The 18,099-nt window shown below is 70.3% G+C and carries 14 protein-coding genes and 2 pseudogenes; 8 read left to right on the top strand and 8 right to left on the bottom strand.

Going from position 1 to position 18,099, the window contains the following annotated elements; translation table 11 throughout:
• Window positions 1-159: 159 nt before the first annotated feature.
• Window positions 160-1,167: a PHP domain-containing protein gene (locus ACH4KB_RS14845; RefSeq protein ID WP_398066348.1), complete on the top strand. Its 1,008-nt coding sequence runs from the start codon at window positions 160-162 to the stop codon at window positions 1,165-1,167.
• Window positions 1,168-1,576: 409 nt separating this feature from the next.
• Here ACH4KB_RS14845 and ACH4KB_RS14840 read toward each other — a convergent pair whose 3' ends face one another.
• Entirely contained in the window at window positions 1,577-1,768 is a 192-nt protein-coding gene (locus tag ACH4KB_RS14840; protein ID WP_265597662.1) for a DUF6381 family protein, read from the bottom strand.
• Window positions 1,769-1,922: 154 nt separating this feature from the next.
• Window positions 1,923-3,128, bottom strand: coding sequence for an aromatic acid exporter family protein (locus ACH4KB_RS14835; RefSeq protein WP_398066347.1), 1,206 nt, complete (start codon window positions 3,126-3,128; stop codon window positions 1,923-1,925).
• Window positions 3,129-3,253: 125 nt separating this feature from the next.
• Between ACH4KB_RS14835 and ACH4KB_RS14830 the strand changes: the two genes are divergently transcribed.
• Both ACH4KB_RS14830 and ACH4KB_RS14825 read left to right on the top strand, forming a co-directional pair.
• A complete protein-coding gene (locus tag ACH4KB_RS14830; RefSeq protein WP_398066346.1) occupies window positions 3,254-3,436 on the top strand; it encodes a DUF6480 family protein in 183 nt (60 codons plus the stop codon).
• Window positions 3,433-4,107 (top strand): endonuclease, encoded by a 675-nt coding sequence (locus ACH4KB_RS14825; RefSeq protein ID WP_398066345.1) that lies wholly within the window; start codon window positions 3,433-3,435, stop codon window positions 4,105-4,107. Before ACH4KB_RS14830 ends, ACH4KB_RS14825 begins: the two co-directional genes overlap by 4 nt.
• 253 nt (window positions 4,108-4,360) lie before the next feature.
• Here ACH4KB_RS14825 and ACH4KB_RS14820 read toward each other — a convergent pair whose 3' ends face one another.
• Window positions 4,361-4,540, bottom strand: coding sequence for a hypothetical protein (locus ACH4KB_RS14820; protein WP_398066344.1), 180 nt, complete (start codon window positions 4,538-4,540; stop codon window positions 4,361-4,363).
• 75 nt (window positions 4,541-4,615) lie between these two features.
• Window positions 4,616-5,005 carry a hypothetical protein gene (locus ACH4KB_RS14815; protein ID WP_398066343.1) on the bottom strand — a complete coding sequence of 130 codons (390 nt, stop codon included), beginning with the start codon at window positions 5,003-5,005 and terminating at the stop codon, window positions 4,616-4,618.
• 87 nt (window positions 5,006-5,092) lie between these two features.
• On the opposite strand from ACH4KB_RS14815, the pseudogene ACH4KB_RS14810 reads away from it, so the two are divergent.
• From ACH4KB_RS14810 to ACH4KB_RS14800, 3 genes and pseudogenes are all read left to right on the top strand, one after another.
• A pseudogene (locus ACH4KB_RS14810) lies at window positions 5,093-5,197 on the top strand (DUF779 domain-containing protein); the annotation flags it as partial.
• A gap of 391 nt (window positions 5,198-5,588) precedes the next feature.
• A complete protein-coding gene (locus tag ACH4KB_RS14805) occupies window positions 5,589-7,088 on the top strand; it encodes a S1 RNA-binding domain-containing protein (RefSeq protein WP_398066342.1) in 1,500 nt (499 codons plus the stop codon).
• 228 nt (window positions 7,089-7,316) lie between these two features.
• Window positions 7,317-7,496, top strand: a complete 180-nt coding sequence (locus tag ACH4KB_RS14800) for a hypothetical protein (protein WP_398066341.1) — start codon at window positions 7,317-7,319, stop codon at window positions 7,494-7,496.
• Between the two features lie 110 nt (window positions 7,497-7,606).
• Here ACH4KB_RS14800 and ACH4KB_RS14795 read toward each other — a convergent pair whose 3' ends face one another.
• Window positions 7,607-7,891, bottom strand: coding sequence for a hypothetical protein (locus tag ACH4KB_RS14795; RefSeq protein ID WP_398066340.1), 285 nt, complete (start codon window positions 7,889-7,891; stop codon window positions 7,607-7,609).
• Window positions 7,892-8,065: 174 nt separating this feature from the next.
• Between ACH4KB_RS14795 and ACH4KB_RS14790 the strand changes: the two genes are divergently transcribed.
• Complete coding sequence (locus ACH4KB_RS14790; RefSeq protein WP_398066339.1) at window positions 8,066-8,788, top strand: hypothetical protein; 723 nt, start codon at window positions 8,066-8,068, stop codon at window positions 8,786-8,788.
• A 22-nt stretch (window positions 8,789-8,810) separates the two neighbouring features.
• On the opposite strand, the gene ACH4KB_RS14785 is transcribed toward ACH4KB_RS14790, so the two are convergent.
• Together ACH4KB_RS14785 and ACH4KB_RS14780 are read right to left on the bottom strand one after the other, a co-directional pair.
• Window positions 8,811-9,203, bottom strand: a complete 393-nt coding sequence (locus ACH4KB_RS14785) for a hypothetical protein (RefSeq protein WP_398066338.1) — start codon at window positions 9,201-9,203, stop codon at window positions 8,811-8,813.
• Window positions 9,204-9,271: 68 nt separating this feature from the next.
• The gene (locus ACH4KB_RS14780; RefSeq protein WP_398066337.1) at window positions 9,272-16,588 is read right to left on the bottom strand and encodes a hypothetical protein; all 7,317 of its coding nucleotides are present in this window, start codon (window positions 16,586-16,588) and stop codon (window positions 9,272-9,274) included.
• 386 nt (window positions 16,589-16,974) lie between these two features.
• Here ACH4KB_RS14780 and ACH4KB_RS14775 point away from each other — a divergent pair.
• Window positions 16,975-17,259: pseudogene (locus ACH4KB_RS14775) on the top strand (DUF779 domain-containing protein); the annotation flags it as partial.
• A gap of 27 nt (window positions 17,260-17,286) precedes the next feature.
• On the opposite strand, the gene ACH4KB_RS14770 reads toward ACH4KB_RS14775, so the two are convergent.
• Complete coding sequence (locus tag ACH4KB_RS14770) at window positions 17,287-18,030, bottom strand: hypothetical protein (protein ID WP_398066336.1); 744 nt, start codon at window positions 18,028-18,030, stop codon at window positions 17,287-17,289.
• Window positions 18,031-18,099 lie beyond the last annotated feature (69 nt).

Here is an 18,099-nt window from a genome sequence, read left to right as displayed (position 1 = left end):
CGGCGGCTTCGGCGCGGAGGCGACTGGGGGCGGATGGGACCGGGGGCGGTTGGGAACGGGGGCGGATGCGACCTGGGACGGATGCGACCATCCTGGTGGGGCGGGCGGACTCCCGGCGCGGACCTGTGCCGGCCGCGGACGCTTCTGGTGGAGGTGCCGATGGACCCGGTCAACGCCCTGCGGCGGATCGCCTTCCTGCTGGAACGCTCCCAGGCCGCCACCTATCGGGTGAAGGCCTTCCGCACGGCCGCGGCCGCCGTGGATGCGATGGCCGCCGGGGAGGCGGCCGAGCGGGTGGCCGCGAACTCCCTGGAACGGGTCGCCGGGATCGGGCCGCGCACCGCCGAGGTGATTCGCGAGGCCTTGGCCGGGGAGACGCCCGGGTATCTGGACCGGCTGGAGGCGGAAGCCGCCGCCGAGCCGCCCGTCGCGGGTGGCGAGGATCTCTTCGCCCGGCTGACGGGCGACTGCCATCTGCACTCGGACTGGTCGGACGGGGGCAGCCCGATCGAGGAGATGGGCCGGACGGCCGCGGAGCTCGGGCACGCATGGGCCGTCCTCACCGACCACTCGCCCCGGCTGACGGTGGCCCGCGGCCTGTCGCCGGAGCGGCTGCGGGAGCAGCTCGCGGTGGTGGAGCGGCTCAACGAGGTGTGGGCCCCGTTCCGACTGCTGACGGGCATCGAGTGCGACATCCTCCCGGACGGCTCGCTCGATCAGGAGCCCGCGCTGCTGGAGCGGCTCGATGTGGTCGTGGTCTCGGTCCACTCCAAGCTGAGGATGGACCCGGAGCCGATGACCCGTCGCCTGGAGGCGGCGGTACGCCACCCGCGGGCGCATGTGCTCGGCCACTGCACGGGCCGCCTGCTGGCCGGGCGCGGCCGGCCGGAGTCGCGGTTCGACGCGGACCGGGTCTTCGCGGCCTGCGCCGATGCGGGGACGGCGGTGGAGATCAACTGCCGTCCGGAGCGGCGGGATCCGCCCCTGCGGCTGCTGCGCGCGGCCGTCGCGGCGGGGGCGCTGTTCGCGATCGACACCGACGCGCACGCCCCGGGGCAGCTCGCCTGGCAGCGGTCGGGGTGCGCCCGCGCCGAGGAGTGCGGGGTGCGGGCCGACCGGGTGGTGACGACCTGGAGCGCGGACCGGCTCCTGAAGTGGGCCAGGTGACCGCATCCGGGCGCCCGCGGCTGCTGGGCGGGGGCGCCCGGATGCGGTCGCCGGGCCAGCGGAGGCACGCGGCTGCCGGCGGGGGCACCCGGTCGCCGGGCGGGCGGATGCACGCAGTCCCGTGCGGGGCACGCAGCCCCGTGCGGGGCACGCGGTCGCCGGGCCAGCGGAGGCACGCGGCTGCCGACGGAGGCACCCGGTCGCCCGGCGGGCGGATGCACGCAGTCCCGTGCGGGGCACCCGGTCGCCGGGCCGGCGGAGGCACGCGGTCGCCGGCGGAGGCACGCGGTCGCCGGCGGGGGCACGCGGTCGCGCCCGGGCCCGCCTGCGCGCACGCCCGTCCGCCCCGGAGGTTCGCCAGGTTCCTCCGGAAGCGGGCGAGCGGGCGCGCGGGCGCGCGTCGGCGGGGCTACTTCTCGGGGTAGACGTCCCCGGCCTCCATGGCACTCTGCTGCTCACTCCGGTCCCGGATCGTCCGGGACTTCTTCTCCAGCCGCTCGCGTTCGTGCGGGTCGCTCGCGCGCTCCGCGGCCTCCGCGAGCTGCTGGGCCTTCTCGCGCATCTGCCGAGCCAGGTCGGCGGGTCCGTCCGAACCGCTCATCATCACTCCTTGGACGCTGGGGACCTCTGAGGCGTGTCAGGCGGGTCGCGGCCGGACGTACCCCGGCCACCAGCGAACCAGCGACCGGCCGCCTTCGCATCCCCAGCAGCCGGAGTTCTCGTGCCGGAATCGGGTGGGGCTCCCGCGCGGGCGGTCAGGAGGGCTGCCGGCCCAACCGCCGCCGGAGTGCGCGCAGCCCGGGGTGACGCGCGTGCGCCTCCGCCGAGCGGCGGTCCAGCTCCTCGCCGAGGCGCTGGGTGCGCTCCTCGATGTCGAGTTCGGCCAGCACCCGGTCGACCTCGGCGAGCAGGGCGCCGTGCAACTGCCACTGCCGCGGGTGCTCCTGGACGTCCTCCAGCAGCAGGTCGGCCACCCGGTCGCGGGTGGCGCGGCTGCGGGCGAGCGCGTCGGCGAGCCGGTCCTCCGCCGCCTCCGCGTCGGCGGCGAGCTGGGTCGTGACCAGTACGGCGAAGCTCTCGATCGCGTCGGCGAGGTGGCCGAAGAGTTCCTGGAGCAGTTCCGTCACGTCGGCCGGGAACAACGACTCCTCGGTGCGGGCCTTCGCCAGGTCGGTGAGGGTGCGGGACAGGACGCGCAACACGACGGCACAGATCTCCAGCGTGTCGAGCCCGGTGCGCAGGACGACCCGGTGGAGCAACCCCTGTCTCACCCTGGGGTTGAGGGTGAGACTTTCCTCCGCCTGCCGCAGGGCGGCGTCGACCTCGACGATGTCGTGGTCGAGCCTGCGGGCCTCGTGGAGCCGGGCCGCGGCCCGGGTCACCGGGTTGTGCCCCACGACCTCCTCTCCCATGCCGCGCAGCATCGTGCCCATCCGGGCGGCGAGCGACTCGATGGAGGAGCCGGCCGAGCCGACCCAGACGGGCGGGGCGAGGCGCAGGTTGAACAGGAGTCCCACGACAGCGCCGATCAGGGTCTCCCACACCCGGTCCCACGCGGTGTCCGCGACCTGGGAGACGCCGAGGACCAGCATCGCGCTGATCGCCACCTCGGGCACGAACTCGTTGACCCGGACCAGCCGTCCAATCAGCAGCGAGGTGAAGATCGTGAGGCCGAGGCTCCACCAGCTCAGCCCCACCAGAGAGCTGAAGGCGATGGCGATGAGGACACCGACGACCACCGAGTTCACCCTGCGGACGCCGGTGGTGAGGGTCGCGTAGAGGGTCACCTGGACGACCAGGAGTGCGGTGAGGGGTGCGGTCAGGGGCGCTGGTTCGGGCAGCGCCCACACCGCCACGGAGTAGGCGATGACGGCGGCCGCCGTCGAGCGCAGCGTCTGCACCCCGGCGGGTTCGGTGGTGCGCTGCACGAGTTTGACGACAGGGGCGGAGACTCGGGGCATTCCTTGACGGTGCCCCGAATTCCGTCACCGCAGCGCTTCCCCCGTCAGGCTCCGCCGTACGGCCCCGCAGCCGGGCAAGGACCGGACGGCGTGCGCGGGCCCTCGAAAGGAGGGACCCTGGATTCATGGCTGTTCTACTGAATCCCCCAGGAGAGACACCGCCGGCCGAGGGTTCCATCGGGGAGGCCCACGAGGAACGCCCGGACGGAGGGCCGTGGGAGCACCCCGGCGTCTGGACCGCCCTGATCGTGATCGGCGCGCTGGTGGTCGCCGGATTCTTCCTCGCCCGGATCTTCGGTTACGGATGACGAGCCGCGAGGTGTCCGCAGCAGCGCGCCGGATCACCGACGCGCTGCTGGAGGGGTACGGGCGGACGTACGCGGAGGAGGCGGGGATCCGGCTGCGTGACACTCCGCAGCCGCTCTACCAGCTCTTGGTGCTGAGTCATCTGCTGAGCGCGCGGATCCGGGCGTCGGTCGCCGTAGCCGCCGCGCGGGCGTTGTTCGCGGACGGCATGCGCACCCCGCGCCGGATGGCCGACGCGACCTGGCAGCAGCGCGTGGACGCGTTGGGCGAGGGCGGCTACCGCCGCTACGACGAGCGGACCTCCACCCAGCTCGGGGAGGGCGCACACCTCGTCCTCGACGTCTGGAAGGGCGACCTTCGCCGCCTCCGCGCTGAGGCGGACGGCGATGGGGAGGTGGTGCGTGCGGGGCTCCAGCGGGTCCAGGGGATCGGACCGGCCGGGGCCGACATCTTCGTGCGCGAGGTGCAGGACCTCTGGCCGGAGACCGGGTTCCGGGCCGGTGCGAAAGGGCTCCAGGGAGCCGAGAGGCTCGGTCTGCCCACCTCCCCCGGCACGCTGGCGGAGCTTGCGCACGGCCGGAGCCGGGCGGCGCTCGCCGCGGCGCTGGTCAGGGCGGCCCTCGACCCGGAGGTCGTCGAGACGGTCCGGGAGAACGCACAGGCCGGGAAGTAGCCGACCCCGTCCGGCCCCCGCACGCACGACCCCGTCCGGCCCTCGCACGTACGACCCCGTCCGGCCGCCGCACGTACGGCAGCGTCCGGTGCCCCCACGTACGGCAGCGTCCCCGGGTGAGGGGCGTCCTCCGGCGAAATCGACGGCGCTTCTCCTCCGCGATGGGAGGTACGGCAGCAGCGGACTCGTGCGAGTGCCCGCTGCCGTGCGTGACGGCCTGCCGTGCGTGACGGCACGGGCACCCGCGCTTCTCTCAGCGGTCGGAGGCCTCCCGCGCCGCACGTGCCAGGGCCTCCTCGCGGCGGGCCTCGGCCTGTTCCTTCTTGCCCTCGGCCTTCAGCCGCTCGTTCTCGAGGGCGATGCCGTCCGATTCCTTGATCATGCCTTTGAGCCTCCGCGCCTTGGCGCGGGCAATGCCGGTGCTCTTTCCCACAGCTGCCTCCATGCCGCGAGGGAGATACGCGCTTCTCCCTCCACTATGCATACCCGCGCGGCGGAACGCAGGCCGCTACAGCAGGGGGTCCTCGTCGTCGTCCGGCCCGCCGCCCTCGACCCGCAGCGCGAGGTCCTGGAGAACGTCCGCCGACGACACGTCGGTCTGCCCGGAGTCGTGGACCTGGGCCAGCATCGTGAACGCGAGGGTGAAGGCGCTCACGAGCTGTTCGACCGCGCCGCCGACCTCGCGCCCGACGACGGTGACCACCTCCTCCACGGAGAAGTCGTCGGGGATGGCGATGTGGGGCATCGTCTCGTTCAGCAGGGCGGTGACCGCGCCCGCTCCCGCGTCCAGATCTTCCCGTTCGAGGTCCGCCTCCAGCAGACGCTGCATTTCGCGCGCCTCTGTGAGGATGCCGATCACGCGCTTCACGACTTCCCGTTGCTCCATGGCCGCGAGCATAGGGCGTGCAACCCGGTCGCAACGTCCGGTCCGGTTGACTCGCGTCCGGTTGTCGCGGCGTCGCCGTGGCAGAGAAGGAGCAGGTCCATGGAGTGTGACCCGAAATCTCCCGCCGTCGAGCTGACACCGGCCGCGGCCGATCTGCTGCGACGGCTGCGGGCGGGACACGGCCCGTTGATGTGCCGTCAGTCGAACGCCTCGTCCGGAACGCCCTCATCCTCCTCTGTTTCCGGAGGAGGGCGGAACGAGTATCGCGATAGCCGGGCGGGCCCGCTGGATCTTGACGAAGGATGGCGCGAACTCCACCACTCCTCAGGGCGCCGTCGGCGCACCGCTCCCACGCACCGGTCAGACGCCGGACCAGCGTTCCTGCGGGTGATCCACTCCCGGCGGGCGCAGGAGCGGTGGCTGAGCATCAGGCCTGCCTGTCCGTTGAGCACAGGAGCTGTCACGGGTGTGCATTCCACTTGGCGAGCACAGGGTGCCCAGCCGGGGTGACCTGGGACGCTCTCCGAGAATCCTGACCGCGGACTCGGCAGCGGAACCTATGCTGAGATCTCCTTCAGACCGCCCAGGGAGCAGCGTGCCGCCGTTCGTCTACCGGATCACCAAGTACGATCCCGCACACCGTGACGAGCGCGGTCACTACACCGGTGCCGAGGACACGGTCAGTGACCACGGGCCGGTCGAAGAGGCTTACCTGGCGGCAATCGCCGCCTTCGCGGAGGCGGCAGGCACTGACCGGCTGGAGGTCCGCGAGCCACAGGTCGGCGGCTTCGCCCGCTTCGGCCTGGAGCCACCGGTAGACGGCTACGGCCTGGCCGACCTGTTCCCGGCCGGCCCGGCCGGGTTCCATGACGGCGCTCTGGTGCCGATCGCCGTCGGCCTGGAACTCGTCCGGTCCATGCTCCGCGACAACGGCGCCTGGTGCCGATTGGAGGCGGAGGGAGCGTTCGCTGTGCACGTAGGCTGGGACCAGTACCTCTACATCGGCAGCAACCTGCCCTGCGAAACCGCACTGGCCCGCACCCGCGCGCTCGGCCTGTTCCCGGAACGAATAGACGCCTCGCCATACGACTTCGCCCCTGACGACGCCGCGTACGTGCAGCGCCCGGCCGATGCCGACTTCTGGGCTCGTCTGCACTGGACCGTCAGTTCCCACCGTGCGGTGTTCCTGGAGGAAGTCTTCGCCGTCAACGTCTCCCGGTGGCACCGCCTGACCCGCGACAACATCGAGACCGTGCGCTCCCAGCTGGTCCCGCGCTCCCAGCTGGCGGTCTGGCCGGACTTGCTCACGGACGTCGACACGGCCGTGGCCGCTCTGCCCGACGAAGACCTTGCGAAGATCGTCTGGGAGGACGAGGACGGGCAGATCACGAGCACGGTCGTGGACGAGACCCAGTTCGCGGCAGTGACTTCCCAGCTCGCCGGCGCGCGTGCTGCCGGCGTCGTATCCATGTACGCCGGTGAAGATCTCCCGCTGTTCACCGCTGTGCTGCCTGACAGCGACGGCGTTCTACGCGCTCGCTGGCAGACCGAGCCGACGCCCGGCGACCGGGACTGGGCCTTCCTGAAGACCCTACGGCGCGGCCAGGTCGTCACCGGCACAGTAACGACCATCGCCAGCTTCGGCGTTACCTTCGTGGACATCGGCGGCTTCGCCGCGATGATCAACCTCCCGGAGTTGTCCCAGCGTCCCTTTGACCACCCGTCCGACGTCGTCAGCGTCGGCCAGGAGGTCACAGCCGAGGTCCTCGACGTCGACATGGTCCGGGAACGGGTACCGCTGTCGCTTCGAGCACTGCAGGAAGACCCCTGGCCGCAGATGGCGCAGAGGATCGGACAGATGGTCATCGGGCCGGTCACCAAGATCGTGCCGTTCGGCGTCCTTGTCCGCATCGAGGACCGAGCGGACGGCTTCCAGGGGCTCGTGCACACCAGCGAGCTGGATGAATCGTTCAGAGACGTCGTCGAGGTCGGCGACGCCATCACTGTGAAGATCATCGACGTCGATCTCGCACGCCGTCGTATTGTTCTGTCACATGTCCCGGCCCTCACCTCTACTACAGACGGTTGGCCGTGAGACTGACGACGAGAGCAATCCGGTGCCGGTCGATTCGCGCCTGGTGACGTAGAGCTCCTCTTACGTCGCGGCGGCTTCGGGAGTACAAAGCCGTGTCGGCTGCTTCCCGGACCTCCGCCACCAGGCGTGTCGAGGACGACGAGCCCGGGCTCGCTGACGTGGCGGGCGTCGAAACGGCATCCATGCCCGGTGCGGCGCCGCGGCCGCCGGTTATGGTTCGCGGCCGGGATGTGCGCCACCCGGATGAACTACCGGCCCGCCAGGCCGGCCGGCCCCGGATATGCGGAGTACCAGCTCCAGCAGGTCGCTGCCTACCGGAAGCTTCTGCTGGAGCTCAGCACCCAGGTGAGCACCCACCCCTTCTGGCAGACCCTGGGCCCCAGCACCGTTGTCTCCGGATGCAGCTGAAGCACGTGACGACCAGTCCACGGGTGAGGCGGCGTAGCGCGCTGCCGGGCAAAGACGCATCCGGCGCGGACGGACCGGGAACGCGGCCCGCGCAACCAACCGCCGCGGGATCAGGTGAGGTCGCCGGGGGCGAGGTCGGGGATCAGCCGGTGCCAGGAGGGGTGGCGCAGGCGTCCGGCGCGCGTGCGGGTTGCGTAGCCGAGCACCCATGGGGCCCCGGCCACCGGCGGGATCTCGGTGAACGCGCAGGTGTCGATGGCCGCGGTGCGGAGGAGGCCGGCGAGGCGGGTGCGTTCGGCCTGGCTCCAGCTGGCACCGACGCTACCGGCGTAGTGCAGTTGCGCACCGCCTTGGTCGCGGTCAGTGCCGGTGCCAGCGGCCGCGAGCTCGAACAACCGAAACGGCCCGCCAGAGAAGCTGGCGGGCCGTCACGAAAGATCGAGGCTTATGCCGGAAAGCAGATGATTGTGGCTTTGGTTGACGTCAAAACGTAATCTGAAATCCGCTCTGCTGTCGGTAAGATAGTTTTGTTAATTCTTTGACAGCGAGAGATGCCAGGAAATAATCACATGAGACCGCACAAGGTCAACTTGCTCACCGCCATATTGCCAGCCCTTATCGCAATATCTGCATGCAGTGGCACGTCTGAAGATTCTAGCGATAATTCGAAAGCGAGCACAAAAAGCAGCTCACTTCTGGCCGAATCCAAGGCTGAGGCCGAGGCCGAGCGCATCGGAGCGATGGCCCCAAAGGCCCTCGAAAAGGCCACGCTCTCCGGAGAGAAGAACGGCTTCGATGCCAAGAAGGTAGCCAAGGCGGATGTCGAAGCCGGACGCGACATGAAGGCGGACAAGGCCGAGTGCCAGCCGCTGGCGAGCCTGGCTGGCGGCTACACCCACATCCCTGCGGTGGCGGTCGAGCACCGTGCCCTCGAACCCATGGAGGCAACCAACGCGACTGTCGGCTCGATGTGGCTCGCCTCCCACTCGGCGCAGAACGCCAAGAAGGTCTTCGCCGAGGTGCGAACTTCCCTCAAGGAGTGCCCGGACGGTTTCAAGACCCTGGGGCTGGCCTACAAGTCGGTCCAGCCGGTGAAGGCCCCCGCTCTGGGCGACGATGCCGTCGGCTATCGCATCACCAACGTCGTCGGAAAGCAGAAGGCCAGTATGACGTACACCCTGATCCGCAAAGATGGCGTGATCGCGGTCTTCTACGGGGTCAACATGCTGACCCCGCAGAAGAGCGCAATTCCCGAAGCGGTCGTCCGGGGGCAGTTGAAGAAGCTGAGCTGAGTACGCCCCTCCCGGGGGCCCCTTACGAAGCCTCGATCGCTTCCGTGATCTCCGCTCCAGTTCTGACGACCACGACCGGCCACTCGTCCCTCAGTGACGGAGGCAGACGCTCATGGTCTTCTTCCCTCTGGATCATCGTTGGCCCGCCCGGGACGATGAGTGCGGCGTCCAGGCGTTGGAGCAGGACGGCGAGAAGGTTCATGATTCCTTCTCCCCCGAACCGGTTAAAGGTGATTCCGGTCGTGTTGTTGAAGTACACCGAAGCCTCCTCTCCTTCCGCTGTACTCACGAGAAGGAAATCCATTTCGGGGTCGCGCGCAACCGCATAGGGGTCGAGGACCTCATGTGCGGCATTCATGTCCAGTGGTGCCGGTTCACCGTTTTCGAACCGGCACACGAAGATGTCAAAACTCATGGCCTCTCCCTATCACAGGTGGTTGCCGGTGCCCCGCCCCCTGGGGGGGCGGGGCACCGACGGTTCGGTCAGACGGGGGGCGTGAAGAGCACGGTGATACGTGCCAGTTCAGGATCGGCCGCGAACACCTTCTTCGCCTCCAGGAAGACATCCTCCTCGGCAATGTGCCAAGTAATAGGGGTGTTCGGTGCGGCCCGCACCTGGTATTGGGCCTGCTTGACGAAGTCCTCCTCCACTACCTTCGGCTTGTAGGTGTTGAGCATGTTGGAGTACCCGGGCCCCTTGGCTTCGAGGAGAACGCCGCCCTTGTATCCGTCGATCTTCAGTCTGCCTGCCGGGTTGGGTGTGCTCTTGAGGAGGTAGCCGAAGCCCTCCGGGACACCGGTGATCTGAAACTCGTAGGCGATGGCGCGGGGCTTCTTTCCGCCCTCGTGGGAGATCTGCCATACGCCCGGGCCACCCATCTCGACCCAGCATCCTGGATGGTGCGGGGTGCTGGAGGCGGAGAGAGCTGCACGGCTGAAGGACTTCGGGACGACCTTCTCGCAGGCTTTCTGCAGTCGCAGGATCACCTTGGTGCCGATACCGGCGACGGCTGCCTCGGCCAGTCCTATGGAGCGGAGTGCCAGCCAGGCGTCCACGAAGCCGACACCAGTCTTCACTGCGGCGTCCATCGCCGTGACCGCAGCCTTTGCGGACTTGAAGATCGCGCCGGCGACGAACCAACTGGCAGCCCAGGCACAGTTGCCCCAACTGCCCCCCGAAACACCCGGCGTGATCAGCTTCGCACAGCCGATGAAGTCACCGAGCAGGACATCGATCGGATCGATGCCCGAGTTGAACTCGACCATCGTCAGCGTGTACGACATCCGCTTGGTCTGGGCTTCCGAGATCTCGGGGCCGAGGTAGACGGTGTCTGCGGCGGGGCAACTGCCGGAGTAGGAATCCGGCGGCGCCATGCACATGAACAGGTCGACGTGCGACTTGTACGTGATGCTGGCCGTGATCGTGCAGTCCCCGATGTGGATGATCGGGTTGCAGTTGTCCTTGACGACGTTCTGCGGGTCGCCGATGTACTCGATGCGGTCGAGAACCGCCCACACTCCGCCGATTCCGGTGGTGACACCCTGCGTGATCTGCTCGGTGTTGCCACCCTTTTCCGTGCGGTCCGCGGCCTCCTGCGCCTCGTTCGCCGCATCCCACGCGCCCTCGGCGGCCTTCTCGGCCGCCGTCGCGTCGGCCTCCGCCCGGGTGGCGGCGCCGCGGGCACCGGCCGCGTCCTCCTCGGCCTTGGTGGCCGCCGCACGGGCCGAAGCGGCGTCCTTCTCCGCTTCGGTAGCAGCGCTGTCCGCCGCGATCGCGTCCTGCTGAGCGTCGTTCGACGCCGTCCAAGCCCTTCCCACGTCCAAACCGGCCGAATGGGCGTAGTCGTCGGCTCGCTTCGCCGAGCCTTGGGCCAGCTTTGAGTCCGCTGCGGCCTGGGTGGCTGATGCCTGGGCCCGCTGGTATGCCTTGGCGGCACGAACGGAGTCGGTTGCCGCTGCCGCGGATGCCTGGGCCGCGAGCTTCATGTCGGCCGCGGCCTGGGCTGCGAGAGCCTTCGCCTCGGCGGAGAAGCCCTCGGCCAGATTGGCTGTGGCGGCTGCCGCCGCTGCCTGCTGCTGGGAGAGCGTCAGGCTCTGTTGGCCGGTGAGGACGGCGAACGCGGCGGAACTGTCGGTCTCCTGGTACGGACCGCCCAGCGAGATCGCCTCGTTCGCGGGCTTGATCACCGCTGCTGCGGAGTCCCGGGCGGCGAGGGACGACTGGACGGCGGCGAGCGCCTTGCCGGCGGTGGTCGCTGCCCAGCCTGCGGTCTTCAGCGCCTCGCTGCGGGCGGTGGCTGCCTCATTCTTGGCGGTCTTGGCTGCTGTGGACGCCTTCTCGGACTGTTCCTTGGCGCCCTTGGCGTCCAGGGCTGCCGCTTCGGAGGCGTCGATCGCCTCCGCCGCGGCGGCGTGGGCGGAGGCGGCGGAACCGGCCGCCACCAGGTAGGAGGCCCAGGTGGCGTCGGACGCCGCCTTGGCACGGGATGCCGCGCCCTGTGCTTTGGTGGCCGCCTCGCGGGCGTTGGTGGCCGCGGCCGTGGCCGCGTTCGCCGACGCCCGCGCGTTGGCGGCAGCTGTGGTGGCCGTGTTGGCAGCGCTCCGGGCGTCGGTGGCGGCGGCACGGGCGGCCTCTGCGGCGTCCGTACCTTCCACGGCGGCGGCGTGCGCCTCCTTCGCCTCGGCCTTGGCCTTGAGCGAGTCCCGCCGCTGCTCGGCCTCCAGGGCCCTGTCGCGGGCGGCTACCGCGTCCTTCTCCGCCTTCTCGGCGTTGGCCCTGCGATCCGAAGCCGTGACTGCCGATGCTTCGGCGGAGGAACGGGCATCACCGGCGAGCCGGCCCTGCGCGACGGCGTCCGCCTCGTGAGAAGCCGCCTTGTCCCGCTCGCTCTCCGCGGTCGCCCTGTAGGCCGCCGCGTTGGCGCGCTCGAGCTCGGCCACGCCCCTTGTCCGCTGCGCGTCGGCAGCGGCCTGACGAGCCTCCTCTTCCTCTGCGGCGGCGGTCTCCTTGGCCTTCTTGGCCGTCGCGGCATTCGCCGCGGCGGAGACCGCGTAGGCTTCCGCGCTGTCTGCGGCGGCCTTCGCCTGGGAGGCGGCCTCCTGAGCGGCAATACGGGCGAACTCTGTCTTCACCGCGTGCGTCTGGGTCTGAGCCAGGGCCAGCAAGGTGTGGGACGTCGAGACGGTGGCGTTCGCCGCGTTCAGCGCCGTCTCCGTGGCCTTCGCGGCGGCCGTGGCGGCCGCGCCGGAGGCGCGGGCGACCTGGACCGACTGCTGGGCGTACACCAGACCGCGCCCGCGTGGCACCTCTGCGGAGTCCGCGATCGTCCAGGCCTGCTGCTGGGCTGTCACCGCGCGCTGGGCGGCGGCGTTGGCAGCGGCGGCCTGCTGCTTGGAGGCGGTGACGAGCGCCTGGACCTTGCCCCGTGCCTTCGCCAGATCGCTCTTCGCCTGATCGAAGAGGGCCTGCTTCGGCTTGAAGAGGTGATCCGGGTCGATCTTGAGCTGGTCCTGCCAGTACTTCTGCCAGCGCAGGATCTGGTCGGCGAACCAGGCCTGGCCGATGGCCTCGACCATGTTGTCGGCGGCGGCCCGGGTCGCGGCGGCGGCGTCGGCCTCCGCCTGCATGATGACCGCGCGCGGGGCGGCCTGGCCGGCGTACTCCGTCTCCCACTCTGCCGAGGCCTGCGAGACGGCCTCGCTCAGGCGGTTGCGCGGGTCCACCGGGTCTTGGTGGTTGCACTCCGCCCATGCCTGCTTGAGGGTCTCGACCTCGATGCGGAACCCGGCACTGTCCTCGGTGACCTTCTTGTCGAGGAAGCCGCCGTGCCGCAGATAGCTGGCAACGTCGGCGGACGTTGTACCGCCGGAGAACCGGGTGTTGGTGACGTTCGAGTACCGCAGCATGACGTCGGCTTCGGCGTCGTGCCAGCTGTCCTTGCCGCGGTTCTGCTCGGTGATCTCCTCGGCCTTCGCCAGTGACTCGGCACTGGGGTTGGTGTGGTCGTCCCAGCCCAGACGCTGGGACAGCTTCGCCTGGGATGCCAGGGTGAACCCGAGGATGTCCGCGCCGAACTCGGGTGTGTGCAGCGTGATCCCGTCGTCGAACGAGCTCATCGCGTAGGGCCGGTTGGCGTCCTCCAGAAGAGCCTCTCGGGCGGCCATGGCATCGCGGAAGGCCATGGCGGTCTCGTCGTCCTGGTCCCTGGCCTGCCCCAGGGGCATGAACCCGATCCAGCCGTGGTCGCCGATGACGGCGTCCAGCTCCTCATTGGTCCCGGTCAGGCCCTCGATGGCCTTGGCTTTCATCTTTGCGCCGCCCGCGTGCAGGGCGACTCCCGCAAGGCAACGGTTCAGGCGCGGGGTGGAGCGGACATCGCTGATGACGGCGGTCAGTTCGCCGAGCCGGCCCTGTGCATCGTCGGCGTCGACGAAGATCTTCCGGACACCCTCGGAGACCTTCTCGACTGCCTGGGCGAGTGCGGACATACGGCCCACGATCACCGCGGAGGAGGCGATGTCGACAAGATCCCAGAGGCAGTCCTCGACGTCGAAGCCGGCCAGGCACTTCTTCACCTCGGCCGCGTCGAGCTGTTCGAAGAGGATCTGGCCGCCGTTGGCCGTCGCCCAGGCGACGATGTCCACTGAGACGGCCGCGAGGCCCTCGCGGTAGTCGTCGACGCAGGTCTGGCCGCACGCGTCGAGGAGAATCTTCTCCTCGCGGTCACCCAGCACGGGCCAGTTCGAGACGCCGCCCTTGATGGGTGTGACGCCCTCGGCGAGTGCGTCCTTGTGCGCGGCTTCGTTCTTCTCGCGCTGTTCCTGCTCGGCCTTCTTCGCGGCCTCCTCGGCGGCGGTGCTGTCGCCCGTGGCGTCGGACGCCTTGTCCTCGGCTGCCTTGGCGTCCTTCTCCGCCTGGGTCGCCTTGTCCTGGGCGCCCTTGGCGGCCTCATCGGCCCGATCGGCCTTCTCGTTCGCCTCGGCGGCGTGCCGCTCGGCGTCCGTCGCCTCGCGGTCTGCCTCGATGGCGGTGTTGTTCGCCTCGTTCGCGACGACGTGGGCACTGGCCGCATCGTCGCCGGCCTGCTGGGAGTGGCCGGCGGCGGCGTCGGACGCGTTCTTGGCGCCCTTCTGGTCGCCGGCCGCGTCGGCGGCGGACGTCTGAGCGCGGGTCACGGCCTCGACGCCGCGGACCGAATCACTCGCGGCGCGTGCGGCGGCCTCGGCTGCCAGCTTGGCGTCGCCCGTCGCCTGCGCAGCGGCCTGCCGCGCGGACTCGGACGCCGCTGCCGCCTCGGTGGCCTTCGCCTCGGCGGCCGCTGACTGCTGTTCGGCGATCGTCTTGGACGACTGACCGACCAGAACGGCGAACGCGGCCGAGCTGTCCTTCACCCGGTACGGCGTTCCCGCCGCGATGGCTTCGCTGGAAGCCGCTGTGGCTTCCTTCGCACTGTCGCGCGCGGCGAGCGCCGCCTGTCCGGCGGCGTAGGCACGGCCGACCACGGTCGCGGCCGACTTGACCGCCGCGGTTGCGCTTGTCATCGCGGCTGCGGATTCCTGCTCGGCCTTCTCGGCCAGTTTCGTGGCATTCCCCGACGCCGTGGCGGCGTTCTCCGCGCGGAGCGCGGCGTCCTGCGACGCGTCCAAGGCGACGGCGGCAGCGGCGTACGCGGAAGACGCCGCGCCGAGGGACGTGCGGTACGCCGACCACGCGTTGCCGGCGTTGGCCTCGGCCCGCCCGGCGGCGCCCTCCGCCGTGGTCGCGGCGGTCCGGGCACCGACGGCGGCGGTGGTGGCCTGGTCCGCCGCGGTCTGCGCCGTGGCAGAGGCCTGGGCGGCCTGGCTCGCCGCCGTACGTGCAGCGGTCGCCGCGGCCCGGGTCTCGGCGGCCGCCGCTGTGCCTGCGGCGGCGGTGGCCGCGGCTTCGAGGGCGGCTGCGCGGGCCGCGGTGGCCTGCTTGGCCTGGGTCGCGGCGACCGACTTCTCGCGAGCGGTCTGCGCAGCCTTCGCCTTCTCGTTGGCGAGCTTGCGCTTCGCCTTCGCGTCGGCGGTCGCGGTCTCGGCAGCGGTGTCGGCGCTCTTGGCGGTGGTCTGCTCGGCAGCCGCCCGCGCTTCGGCCTTCTGCGCCTTGTCCCGCTCGGTGGCGGCCTTGGTGCGGGATGCGACGGCGTTGGCCTTCTCGGCCTGTGCCTTGGCGCGTTCGGAAGCAGCGGTGGCGGCAGCGGTCTTGGCCTTGTCGCGCTTCTGCTCCGCCGTCGTGCGGGCGTCCTTCGCCTTCTTCGCACTGGTGGCAGCAGCCTGGGCGTTGGCCTCGGCGCTGTCGGCGGCGGCCGTCGCCTGGGAGGCAGCCTCCTCGGCGGCCACGCGACGGAACTCGGTGCTGATGGCGTGGGAGTCGGTCTGCGCCTTGGCGAGCAGGGCGTCCGCGTCGGCGATCGTCGCGTTGGCTGCTGCGAGCGCGGTCTCGGTCGCCTTCGCGGCGGCCGCGGTGGCGGCAGACGAGGCGCGGGCTACCTGGACCGACTGCTGGGCATACATCAGGCCACGCCCGCGCGGCGCATGGGCGGCGTCGGCGACGGCCCATGCCTCCTGCTGCGCGGTCGCGGCCTTCTGGGCAGCGGTAGCTGCCTTGGCAGCCTGCGCCTTGGCCGAGACGACCAGGCCGGCGACCGTGGTGCGGGCGGCGTTCTGATCGGCCGTGGCCTTGTCGTAGAACGCCTGGTCGGGCTTCTCGAAGATGGTGTCGGGGTTGTTGGCGAGCTCGTCCTGCCAGTGCTTGCGCCAGGTCAGGATCTGCTCGACGATCCAGGCCTGCCTGATGGCCTCGATCATGTCGCTGGTCGCGGCCTGGGTCGCCGCTGCGGCGTCCGCCTCAGCCTGGATAATCGTGGCGCGCTGGGTGGACTGCCCCGCGTACTCCTGCTCCCACTCGACCATCGCGCTCATGACCGGGGCGTTGAGCACGCGGCGCGGGTCGATCGGGTTCTGGTAGTCGCAGGCCGCCCAGGCCTGCTTGAGGTCCTCGACCTCAACGTTGTACTCGGCCGTGTCCTTGACCGGAGCCTCGGACGCAAATCCACCGCGCCGCAGATAGGCGGCGATGTCGCTGGAAGTGGTGCCGCCCGAATACTCGTATCCGACGTCTTGCAGCATCCAGTGCGCCGCGAAGTCGTGCCAGTCGTCCTTGCCGTCGTTCTCGTCGGCGATCGCGCGGGCTCGCGCGATCGCCTCGTCACTGGCCTCGCTGTGGCCGTCCCACCCGAGTGGGGAGGCGAGCTGAACCTGTGCAAGCGCGGTGAAGTAGTTCACGTTCGCGCCGAAGTTGGGCGCGTGGTATTCGATGCCCTCGGCGTTCCACGCGGACTCGCGGTAAGGCTTGTTGGCCTCGTTGAGCTCGGTCCTGCGCCGGTCACTGGCCTCCCGGTAGGCGCTGCCGTCCTCCTCGTCGGCGATTCCTTCCATGCCCATGGGGCCGTAGCCGATCCAGCCGATGTCGCCGATGGCCTCGCGGAGCTGCTCGTCGGTGCCGGTCAGGGCCTCGATGGCCTTGGCCTTCATCCGGGGGCCGCCGACGTGCAGCGCCACACCGGCGAGGCAGCGGTCGCGCCGCGGATCCTCGCCGATGCTGTTGCGGCTGGTCCCGGTATCCTCCTCGGCGGCCGGGTCAGCCGTGGCAGGAACGGCCTGGATCACGCCCGCCAGTACGGCTGCGGCGGTCAGGAGCGCTGTTGCTGCGGTAGCTCTGGTCAGGGTGGAGCGAATGCGACGTCGGCGTCTGCCGACATCTCTGAGCATTGACATGTCTGCCCGGCAATCTCTAGATCGTCCGGCAGCACATTTCATGGGCATGACAGGCGCCGTCCGACGCCTGGGCGCACGCTCTCCCCGCGAAACGGCGGCTGTCGGCGTATCCGCTGCTCCCCATGAGCCGACGCTGCCGCTTACCTCGTGACCATGCCATGCGCGATCCTTCACGGGAAGATCAAATAATCTTCACCAATAGGGGCGCGCAGCTCAATAAGCGGATGAAACGCTCGACTTGTTGATCATCTTGTTACTTAGTGTAGGTAGCGTGCCTCTCACCGCAGTCAGAATTGAGCCTCATGTGTCCAAAATGCACGGACGGTGCTTCCGTGGAGTGACCACACGCGACGCAGGTCTCCGGGCCCTCCGGCCTCACTCAATCCGGCCCGCTCGGCCGCGACACGTCGCAAGGCCCCGGCGACGGCAGCGCGCCGATGTGCTGTCCGGCCGGTGAGTTCCGTACCGGGAACGCCGATGTGCTGCTGGCGGACCTCGCCGTCGAGGGAATGCCGGGAGCGTGCCCTTCTGGATGTCGCGGAGCCCGTACGAGGCGTGGTCCCACACCCGGCTGATCGTGGATGTGGTGGAGGGCCGCGGCAGCGGGTTCTCGCTGGAGACTCCGGAAGGGGGTGCGGTTCATCATCCGGTCCCGTCTGGTGAACGGCTGAGTAGCCGCACCGCGGGTTTCGCGCGCCCTATCCGCGCGGCGGAGGCTTCCTGTGCGAGCGGTTCTCCAGCATCGCCCGGCGGATGCGGGCCGCCGCGGCCCGGGCGTGCTCCGGCGTCGCGGTGTGGTCGGCGACCGAGGTGACGAAGCGGTGCAGCGGCTGCCGGCAGCGGGGGCACGGGGTGTCGGTGGTGACGCGGTGGCCGTCCTCGCACTGCGGGTCGGAGCACGAGCCGGGCATCAGCAACTGTTCGGCGATGTCCTGGGCGCTCCAGCGGCGGCGGCCGTCCTCGTCCTTCTCGTTGAGGGCGTGGGCCCAGCGCAGGTTCCAGCGGCGTTCGATGCGTTCCCGGAGGAGACCCGCGCTGCGGTTCGCCAGCTCCTGGTGGATCAGGTCGTGGATGGTGCTCGGGATCCGGCCGCCGAGCGCCTGGAGGAGCTGTTGCGGCAACGCCTGGAGGACGTAGCCGCGCGGGTTGCTCTTGGCGTTCTCCCGCCAGCGGTCGCAGGAACAGGTTCCGTCGGGCCGTTTCGGGGCGTGGCAGCGGCCGCACAGGCCGCGGCACTCGGCGCACAGCCCGCCGTCGAGCCCGTCGAGGTGGGGCGCGGGCGCCCGGCCGCAGGACTGGCAGCAGGCCGCGCACGGCCCGCAGAGCCGCTCGTTGCCCGCCTTCGTCGTCCAGATCCGCATCTGGCACCGGCAGCACAGGCCGGTGTTGCAGTACTCGTGGTGGGCGGCGCCCGAGTGCCGGCCGGGGGGCGGAAAAGACATCTGCCCATTGTGCGGTATGTCCCGGCGCGGCGTGGACGGGCCGTCGGCACCGGCCGGGCCACCGGCAGC

The organism is Streptomyces sp. NPDC017520 (assembly GCF_044329855.1).
Lineage (GTDB): Bacteria > Actinomycetota > Actinomycetes > Streptomycetales > Streptomycetaceae > Streptomyces.
Note: the sequence above shows the minus strand (reverse complement) of the source record. Positions and strands in the feature narration are given on the sequence as shown.

Coding starts and splice junctions, on each gene's coding strand:
- ACH4KB_RS14845 (WP_398066348.1), top strand. CDS start 160: ATGGACCCGGTCAACGCCCTGCGGCGGATCGCCTTCCTGCTGGAACGC.
- ACH4KB_RS14840 (WP_265597662.1), bottom strand. CDS start 1,768: ATGAGCGGTTCGGACGGACCCGCCGACCTGGCTCGGCAGATGCGCGAG.
- ACH4KB_RS14835 (WP_398066347.1), bottom strand. CDS start 3,128: ATGCCCCGAGTCTCCGCCCCTGTCGTCAAACTCGTGCAGCGCACCACC.
- ACH4KB_RS14830 (WP_398066346.1), top strand. CDS start 3,254: ATGGCTGTTCTACTGAATCCCCCAGGAGAGACACCGCCGGCCGAGGGT.
- ACH4KB_RS14825 (WP_398066345.1), top strand. CDS start 3,433: ATGACGAGCCGCGAGGTGTCCGCAGCAGCGCGCCGGATCACCGACGCG.
- ACH4KB_RS14815 (WP_398066343.1), bottom strand. CDS start 5,005: ATGCTCGCGGCCATGGAGCAACGGGAAGTCGTGAAGCGCGTGATCGGC.
- ACH4KB_RS14800 (WP_398066341.1), top strand. CDS start 7,317: ATGTGCGCCACCCGGATGAACTACCGGCCCGCCAGGCCGGCCGGCCCC.
- ACH4KB_RS14790 (WP_398066339.1), top strand. CDS start 8,066: ATGAGACCGCACAAGGTCAACTTGCTCACCGCCATATTGCCAGCCCTT.
- ACH4KB_RS14785 (WP_398066338.1), bottom strand. CDS start 9,203: ATGAGTTTTGACATCTTCGTGTGCCGGTTCGAAAACGGTGAACCGGCA.
- ACH4KB_RS14780 (WP_398066337.1), bottom strand. CDS start 16,588: ATGTCAATGCTCAGAGATGTCGGCAGACGCCGACGTCGCATTCGCTCC.
- ACH4KB_RS14770 (WP_398066336.1), bottom strand. CDS start 18,030: ATGTCTTTTCCGCCCCCCGGCCGGCACTCGGGCGCCGCCCACCACGAG.